Source organism: Pseudonocardia sp. ICBG601 (genome assembly GCF_020496245.1).
Window position 1 is genome coordinate 1 of the sequence record NZ_JAHLJA010000025.1, and the last position, 8767, is coordinate 8767.

The 8767-nt window shown below is 62.8% G+C and carries 7 protein-coding genes; all 7 read right to left on the reverse strand.

Going from position 1 to position 8767, the window contains the following annotated elements:
• Positions 1-768 precede the first annotated feature (768 nt).
• A complete protein-coding gene (locus KPL57_RS09120; protein ID WP_226351235.1) occupies positions 769-1332 on the reverse strand; it encodes a J domain-containing protein in 564 nt (187 codons plus the stop codon).
• Positions 1329-3230 (reverse strand): hypothetical protein, encoded by a 1902-nt coding sequence (locus KPL57_RS09125; protein ID WP_226351236.1) that lies wholly within the window; start codon positions 3228-3230, stop codon positions 1329-1331. The genes KPL57_RS09120 and KPL57_RS09125 overlap by 4 nt, the downstream gene beginning before the upstream one ends.
• A 32-nt stretch (positions 3231-3262) precedes the next feature.
• Positions 3263-4078, reverse strand: a complete 816-nt coding sequence (locus KPL57_RS09130) for a hypothetical protein (protein ID WP_226351237.1) — start codon at positions 4076-4078, stop codon at positions 3263-3265.
• A gap of 1086 nt (positions 4079-5164) precedes the next feature.
• The gene (locus KPL57_RS09135; protein WP_226351235.1) at positions 5165-5728 is read right to left on the reverse strand and encodes a J domain-containing protein; all 564 of its coding nucleotides are present in this window, start codon (positions 5726-5728) and stop codon (positions 5165-5167) included.
• A complete protein-coding gene (locus KPL57_RS09140) occupies positions 5725-7626 on the reverse strand; it encodes a hypothetical protein (RefSeq protein WP_226351236.1) in 1902 nt (633 codons plus the stop codon). The genes KPL57_RS09135 and KPL57_RS09140 overlap by 4 nt, the downstream gene beginning before the upstream one ends.
• A gap of 32 nt (positions 7627-7658) precedes the next feature.
• The gene (locus KPL57_RS09145) at positions 7659-8474 is read right to left on the reverse strand and encodes a hypothetical protein (protein ID WP_226351237.1); all 816 of its coding nucleotides are present in this window, start codon (positions 8472-8474) and stop codon (positions 7659-7661) included.
• A partial coding sequence (locus KPL57_RS09150) for a hypothetical protein (protein WP_226351238.1) occupies positions 8471-8767 on the reverse strand: 297 nt, incomplete at its 5' end. The genes KPL57_RS09145 and KPL57_RS09150, both read right to left, overlap by 4 nt.

Below are 8767 nucleotides of genomic sequence, written 5' to 3' on the forward strand. Positions count from 1 at the left end.
TGTCGCGCGGCGGCGGCGGGAAGGCCCACCACGAAACCGCAGGTCAACCCCCTCCCCCACCGCTCAAACCCCCTCTTTCTGCCCCTAAAGTCACTATGGGCCACTAACGTGCCACTTACTGTCTTTAATGCATCGTATAGCCCCTCTTAGTATGCGTCAACCCTTCACCGGGTGACCGTGAGGTCGCCCTGTGCGGGGTGCGCCCGGAGGGCGCACCCTAGGGGTTGGGGGCCTCCTGTCCGTCACCTGGGCGTAGCCAGACCAGGGCTTTGGGAGGGGGCAACCCATGGGGTTCGGGTTGCCCCCTCCCAAAGGTCTGGTATCCCTTTGGGCAGGTGATGGGCAGGAGGTTCCCGACCCCGATTCCAGGGTGAGGAACCGTGCACTAGCCGAGTGCTATTCAGCCGGGTTTGTCCTCCTGTCCGGAGCCTGCCCAGCGGCGAGCGTCTGCCTTTGATCTTCGCTCTTTGTTCCGCCTCCGGCGGAATCCCTCCGGGGGCCCTCCGGGGGTCGGGCGCTCGCCGCCCCGAACCCCGGCAGACTCCGGACAGGGGCCACGGTTCTTTCGGCCCTGTCCGTCATCTGCCACAAGGGATACCTGACCCCCCACCGAATGCAAGGGACACCCCACCCTTGCATTCGGTGGGCCGCCAGGTCTGGCTCCGCCCAGATGACGGACAGGGCCGAAAGAACCTCCAAGACAGGACCGCTACACACAAAAGCGGGCGGACACCTTCCGGTGTCCACCCGCCTCAGCGAGAAGGGACGCTAGTAACCGTCCCGCTCGAACCTCTCCACCCGCTCAGCCGTCATAGCATCCAGCGGATCAGTGCTCGACTCTCTATCTCCACCACCTCTCGCTTCTCCTATTTTCTTCTGAACGCTCCTCCGCGTTGGCCGTCCGCTTCCCACCCACAGATACCAGCACACCACAAGAACTGAAGTGAGCAGGAACGAACTCGCCAAACTGGCAACCCCGATCCCGAAGGGGACAAGCAGTACCAGGAATGCTTGCCCGAGCCCGACTACAAACAGCAGGAACGGAACCCGGCTCCGGACCCATACGACCGGGCCGGTGTCACTCTGCTCAGGAAGCGACTCGGCAGGAGCAGACCAGCCCTGCTCCAGCAACAGCTTGTACGCTTCATGAAGCGCCTTGAACTGATCCTCATCCCCACCCGAGTCCGGGTGGTGAACCTTCGCCTTCTCCCGATAAGCAGCATGCAAGACCTGAGGACTCGCCGCAGGGGAGACCCCCAGCAGCCGTGCTGCTTTATCTAGGGACGGTTCCTGGTAGTCGTCCTTCTTCGGGACCTTCCTCTGGCCGCTCATTTCGAGTCCCAGCCAGGAATCTGCTCAGCCAGGGTTTTCCGATGCCCCCTGTTGAGCTGGAGCACGTCCAGCCGGTCACCTGCCACCGGCAGCGCCCGCCGAGGCGACCGGGAGATGACCTTGCTCGGGAGCCGCTTCAACGGCCCCAGAGGCGTCACACAGCCGTAAGAGACCTTGTCCGGGGTGGCATACACGGCATGCCGTTCCGGCATCGTCCTGAGCCTGTTGGGGTCCAGCAAGTAGGCATCCTGACGCCGGATCGTCCCCGTCCCCGTGAACTCGCCGTCGTCAAGCTGCATCCCCGCCTCACCGACCTTGCGAGACCCGAACCGCTTCGCCAGCGGCTCCGCCCCCTGCGTGCGGCCGAGCAGCATGCCGCCGCCCATCGCATCGAGCAGCCGCTCCCGCTCGTCGTCATCAGCCCCGAGCCCTGCGTAGGACTGCGCCGACACGATCACCGCACCGCCCAGTGCACGGAGCCGCTCAACAAGGTTGATAGCGCTCCCCGCAACTTCACCGGAGATCGCCGAGAACTCGTCCATGATGAACAACGTCTGCCGAGGTTGACGGGCCAGCTCATGGGCCAGCAACTCGATCAACACAGCGGCCTTCGCGCAGGCCCGCACCTGATCAGTCGTCCCCGGAAGACTGATATACAGAGCGTCGAAATCAGTCAGGGGGCGGCCCGAGTCGAAGTCGAACCCCAACGACCGGAACAGGTCCGCGAACAACATCAGGTCCGCCTGCAACGCCGACGGCCCCGCCGTCGACTTCCCCGCCAACGCCGACACCATCCCCAGCTCCGTCGGATAGTCCTTCCAAGCGTTCCGGAGGTCAGTCGGGGCCATCCGCTGCAGGAACTCTGTGGAGCTCGTGGGCGGTCCGTCAGGCTGGTCGATGATCAGATGCAGCAACCCGCGTTGCAGGACGTCGTAGAAGCGGTGGTCGGTCTTCGCGAGCTTGTGCAGCGACGCACCGAGCTGCTCAGCCGGCAGCCGCCACATGTCGAGCTTCGTCTCGTACGGGAAGACCCCGATCCGTGCCGGGCGCACCCCGGTGGCCTGCATCTCCCAGGCCCAGTCTCGGCCTTCGTCCCCCGCCTGGATTCCGCCCTTAGCGTTGAGGAAGATGGCCAGAGGTCGCGTGGAGTACACCGACGCCCGGGCACGCGAGCCAGATTCACCCTGGCTCGACGCCTGGTCGTGGATGCTCCACGCGGCCTCCAACCAGCCCGCGCACAACCTGCGCAGCACCGTCGTCTTCCCCGCCCCGGTCTGCATGATGCAGGCCATGTGCAGCCGGATCGCCTTCATCGGGATCTCCAGCCACACGTGGTTCCGCTTGAACATCGCCTGGTGCAGCAGCTCCACCTTCGGCAGCACGATCTCCGACAGGTGCCCGAGGATCACTCGTTCCCCTCGGGACAGCGGGGTGATCTCCATCCGGGACCGCCACTCAGCCGTCCGTTCCTTCGCTCGCTGCTGGCGCTGGATGTGCTTCTCACCAGCGAGTTGCTGCTTCCCTGAGCGCATCTGCTTGGTGTAGCGGTGCCACCACCACCAGGCCCCCAGTGCCGCTGGCGCTGCTGAGGCCATCGCCCCGTTCACGAACGCTTCAAGCCACAACCCGGCCCAGGCCTGCTCGATCGCTATGTACATCCCCGTGATCGGCAGCAGCCAGTCTTCCCACCACCAGCACGCAAACACCATCCCCAAGGTCAGGGACAGGAACGGCCACTTCAACCGAGCCGGTTCCCAGCCCTTGATCCACGCCCACCAGACGATCCCCGCACCGAAGATCACCCCCGGCAGCATGATCACCACCGCCGCGATCGCCATCGCCAGCAGAATCAACCCGAAACTTCCCTGCGCCCATACCGGGGCACTCGGCCAATCCATCAACTTCGTCCTTCCTCTCGGTTTTTCACCTGTTATCTGACTGATTGCCATCCTGGAACCTCCTCCAAACTTTTCACATGCCAACTCGGCTCATGTGCGAGAAGCTCTGGTTGCCCTCTCTTCATCAACCTTGCCTCTCGCCTTCGCTGGTACTCATCCGTCACCTCCTTGATCACCGGCAGCACCTTCGGTGCGCACCAATAGGCAATAACGCTGCACTCCAAATCCCTCGCCCTGTCTGTGACATCCGACAGCAAGCCGATAGTGTTGTTCGCTTCATTGGCTTTTGAGATGTAGCGGGTTCGAGTCTTCGCCGTCAGCTCGACCTCAATCAACGCCTTCTTGCCGCTCTCCAACGTTTCCACTCCGTCTGGCATGTGCGGATACTCCTCATCCTTCAAACGCCACCCGTGTTCATGCCAGAGCATTCGCTCTGACTTCCACCGAGTCAGATCGAACCCGAGCCGATGCAATCTCACCGCTGCGACTGCGCGAGTGTGTGCAGAGATTGTGGGCTTCGGAGTCCACTCCCTCGCATCCCAACCCAGTGCCTGATTCGCCGTCGCCTTCATCGGCCACACCCACGCCGGGCCCGCGTCAACACGGCCGCGCTTCGCCCAGTTCGCTTTCAGCCAGCGCTGTACAAGCTGATACGTCGTTACTTGACCGACTCCGAGGTGGTGCTGGAGGAGGTCCATCGGGATGCCGTACATCTGGGCCATCCACTCCATGAGTTCTGCGTCTCGTCCGGTTTGCCGGATGACTCCGGCGTCGCTTCGCTTCGCTCGTTTCGGCTGTGCTTCTTCTGGCATTGCCTGGCCCCTTATCTGGATCATGTTCTGCTTCATGCTCTGGTCACTGCCCCTGCATGGGGTTCTTGTTGTTTTGTGCTGTTCCGTCTGTCTGGGGCTTTGCCCTGCTCGGCTTCGCCTTCGCTGGCCTTTTGTGTGCCGTTGCCTTCTGCGTAGCCATTCGGTTTTACCCCTTCATTGGTGCTCTTTTTTTCTCTCCCCTCTACGTACCGCACGCCCCTCTTAGCCACACCCCCTTGCCAACCCCCTGTCTGTTGATCTTGTTTTTGACCTTGTTTTTGATCTTGTTGACTTGCCTTCCCGCCGCCGCCGCGCGACACCTCAGTTCCTCGTCGCGAAGCAGAGGGAGTGAGGTGTCGCGCGGCGGCGGCGGGAAGGCCCACCACGAAACCGCAGGTCAACCCCCTCCCCCACCGCTCAAACCCCCTCTTTCTGCCCCTAAAGTCACTATGGGCCACTAACGTGCCACTTACTGTCTTTAATGCATCGTATAGCCCCTCTTAGTATGCGTCAACCCTTCACCGGGTGACCGTGAGGTCGCCCTGTGCGGGGTGCGCCCGGAGGGCGCACCCTAGGGGTTGGGGGCCTCCTGTCCGTCACCTGGGCGTAGCCAGACCAGGGCTTTGGGAGGGGGCAACCCATGGGGTTCGGGTTGCCCCCTCCCAAAGGTCTGGTATCCCTTTGGGCAGGTGATGGGCAGGAGGTTCCCGACCCCGATTCCAGGGTGAGGAACCGTGCACTAGCCGAGTGCTATTCAGCCGGGTTTGTCCTCCTGTCCGGAGCCTGCCCAGCGGCGAGCGTCTGCCTTTGATCTTCGCTCTTTGTTCCGCCTCCGGCGGAATCCCTCCGGGGGCCCTCCGGGGGTCGGGCGCTCGCCGCCCCGAACCCCGGCAGACTCCGGACAGGGGCCACGGTTCTTTCGGCCCTGTCCGTCATCTGCCACAAGGGATACCTGACCCCCCACCGAATGCAAGGGACACCCCACCCTTGCATTCGGTGGGCCGCCAGGTCTGGCTCCGCCCAGATGACGGACAGGGCCGAAAGAACCTCCAAGACAGGACCGCTACACACAAAAGCGGGCGGACACCTTCCGGTGTCCACCCGCCTCAGCGAGAAGGGACGCTAGTAACCGTCCCGCTCGAACCTCTCCACCCGCTCAGCCGTCATAGCATCCAGCGGATCAGTGCTCGACTCTCTATCTCCACCACCTCTCGCTTCTCCTATTTTCTTCTGAACGCTCCTCCGCGTTGGCCGTCCGCTTCCCACCCACAGATACCAGCACACCACAAGAACTGAAGTGAGCAGGAACGAACTCGCCAAACTGGCAACCCCGATCCCGAAGGGGACAAGCAGTACCAGGAATGCTTGCCCGAGCCCGACTACAAACAGCAGGAACGGAACCCGGCTCCGGACCCATACGACCGGGCCGGTGTCACTCTGCTCAGGAAGCGACTCGGCAGGAGCAGACCAGCCCTGCTCCAGCAACAGCTTGTACGCTTCATGAAGCGCCTTGAACTGATCCTCATCCCCACCCGAGTCCGGGTGGTGAACCTTCGCCTTCTCCCGATAAGCAGCATGCAAGACCTGAGGACTCGCCGCAGGGGAGACCCCCAGCAGCCGTGCTGCTTTATCTAGGGACGGTTCCTGGTAGTCGTCCTTCTTCGGGACCTTCCTCTGGCCGCTCATTTCGAGTCCCAGCCAGGAATCTGCTCAGCCAGGGTTTTCCGATGCCCCCTGTTGAGCTGGAGCACGTCCAGCCGGTCACCTGCCACCGGCAGCGCCCGCCGAGGCGACCGGGAGATGACCTTGCTCGGGAGCCGCTTCAACGGCCCCAGAGGCGTCACACAGCCGTAAGAGACCTTGTCCGGGGTGGCATACACGGCATGCCGTTCCGGCATCGTCCTGAGCCTGTTGGGGTCCAGCAAGTAGGCATCCTGACGCCGGATCGTCCCCGTCCCCGTGAACTCGCCGTCGTCAAGCTGCATCCCCGCCTCACCGACCTTGCGAGACCCGAACCGCTTCGCCAGCGGCTCCGCCCCCTGCGTGCGGCCGAGCAGCATGCCGCCGCCCATCGCATCGAGCAGCCGCTCCCGCTCGTCGTCATCAGCCCCGAGCCCTGCGTAGGACTGCGCCGACACGATCACCGCACCGCCCAGTGCACGGAGCCGCTCAACAAGGTTGATAGCGCTCCCCGCAACTTCACCGGAGATCGCCGAGAACTCGTCCATGATGAACAACGTCTGCCGAGGTTGACGGGCCAGCTCATGGGCCAGCAACTCGATCAACACAGCGGCCTTCGCGCAGGCCCGCACCTGATCAGTCGTCCCCGGAAGACTGATATACAGAGCGTCGAAATCAGTCAGGGGGCGGCCCGAGTCGAAGTCGAACCCCAACGACCGGAACAGGTCCGCGAACAACATCAGGTCCGCCTGCAACGCCGACGGCCCCGCCGTCGACTTCCCCGCCAACGCCGACACCATCCCCAGCTCCGTCGGATAGTCCTTCCAAGCGTTCCGGAGGTCAGTCGGGGCCATCCGCTGCAGGAACTCTGTGGAGCTCGTGGGCGGTCCGTCAGGCTGGTCGATGATCAGATGCAGCAACCCGCGTTGCAGGACGTCGTAGAAGCGGTGGTCGGTCTTCGCGAGCTTGTGCAGCGACGCACCGAGCTGCTCAGCCGGCAGCCGCCACATGTCGAGCTTCGTCTCGTACGGGAAGACCCCGATCCGTGCCGGGCGCACCCCGGTGGCCTGCATCTCCCAGGCCCAGTCTCGGCCTTCGTCCCCCGCCTGGATTCCGCCCTTAGCGTTGAGGAAGATGGCCAGAGGTCGCGTGGAGTACACCGACGCCCGGGCACGCGAGCCAGATTCACCCTGGCTCGACGCCTGGTCGTGGATGCTCCACGCGGCCTCCAACCAGCCCGCGCACAACCTGCGCAGCACCGTCGTCTTCCCCGCCCCGGTCTGCATGATGCAGGCCATGTGCAGCCGGATCGCCTTCATCGGGATCTCCAGCCACACGTGGTTCCGCTTGAACATCGCCTGGTGCAGCAGCTCCACCTTCGGCAGCACGATCTCCGACAGGTGCCCGAGGATCACTCGTTCCCCTCGGGACAGCGGGGTGATCTCCATCCGGGACCGCCACTCAGCCGTCCGTTCCTTCGCTCGCTGCTGGCGCTGGATGTGCTTCTCACCAGCGAGTTGCTGCTTCCCTGAGCGCATCTGCTTGGTGTAGCGGTGCCACCACCACCAGGCCCCCAGTGCCGCTGGCGCTGCTGAGGCCATCGCCCCGTTCACGAACGCTTCAAGCCACAACCCGGCCCAGGCCTGCTCGATCGCTATGTACATCCCCGTGATCGGCAGCAGCCAGTCTTCCCACCACCAGCACGCAAACACCATCCCCAAGGTCAGGGACAGGAACGGCCACTTCAACCGAGCCGGTTCCCAGCCCTTGATCCACGCCCACCAGACGATCCCCGCACCGAAGATCACCCCCGGCAGCATGATCACCACCGCCGCGATCGCCATCGCCAGCAGAATCAACCCGAAACTTCCCTGCGCCCATACCGGGGCACTCGGCCAATCCATCAACTTCGTCCTTCCTCTCGGTTTTTCACCTGTTATCTGACTGATTGCCATCCTGGAACCTCCTCCAAACTTTTCACATGCCAACTCGGCTCATGTGCGAGAAGCTCTGGTTGCCCTCTCTTCATCAACCTTGCCTCTCGCCTTCGCTGGTACTCATCCGTCACCTCCTTGATCACCGGCAGCACCTTCGGTGCGCACCAATAGGCAATAACGCTGCACTCCAAATCCCTCGCCCTGTCTGTGACATCCGACAGCAAGCCGATAGTGTTGTTCGCTTCATTGGCTTTTGAGATGTAGCGGGTTCGAGTCTTCGCCGTCAGCTCGACCTCAATCAACGCCTTCTTGCCGCTCTCCAACGTTTCCACTCCGTCTGGCATGTGCGGATACTCCTCATCCTTCAAACGCCACCCGTGTTCATGCCAGAGCATTCGCTCTGACTTCCACCGAGTCAGATCGAACCCGAGCCGATGCAATCTCACCGCTGCGACTGCGCGAGTGTGTGCAGAGATTGTGGGCTTCGGAGTCCACTCCCTCGCATCCCAACCCAGTGCCTGATTCGCCGTCGCCTTCATCGGCCACACCCACGCCGGGCCCGCGTCAACACGGCCGCGCTTCGCCCAGTTCGCTTTCAGCCAGCGCTGTACAAGCTGATACGTCGTTACTTGACCGACTCCGAGGTGGTGCTGGAGGAGGTCCATCGGGATGCCGTACATCTGGGCCATCCACTCCATGAGTTCTGCGTCTCGTCCGGTTTGCCGGATGACTCCGGCGTCGCTTCGCTTCGCTCGTTTCGGCTGTGCTTCTTCTGGCATTGCCTGGCCCCTTATCTGGATCATGTTCTGCTTCATGCTCTGGTCACTGCCCCTGCATGGGGTTCTTGTTGTTTTGTGCTGTTCCGTCTGTCTGGGGCTTTGCCCTGCTCGGCTTCGCCTTCGCTGGCCTTTTGTGTGCCGTTGCCTTCTGCGTAGCCATTCGGTTTTACCCCTTCATTGGTGCTCTTTTTTTCTCTCCCCTCTACGTACCGCACGCCCCTCTTAGCCACACCCCCTTGCCAACCCCCTGTCTGTTGATCTTGTTTTTGACCTTGTTTTTGATCTTGTTGACTTGCCTTCCCGCCGCCGCCGCGCGACACCTCAGTTCC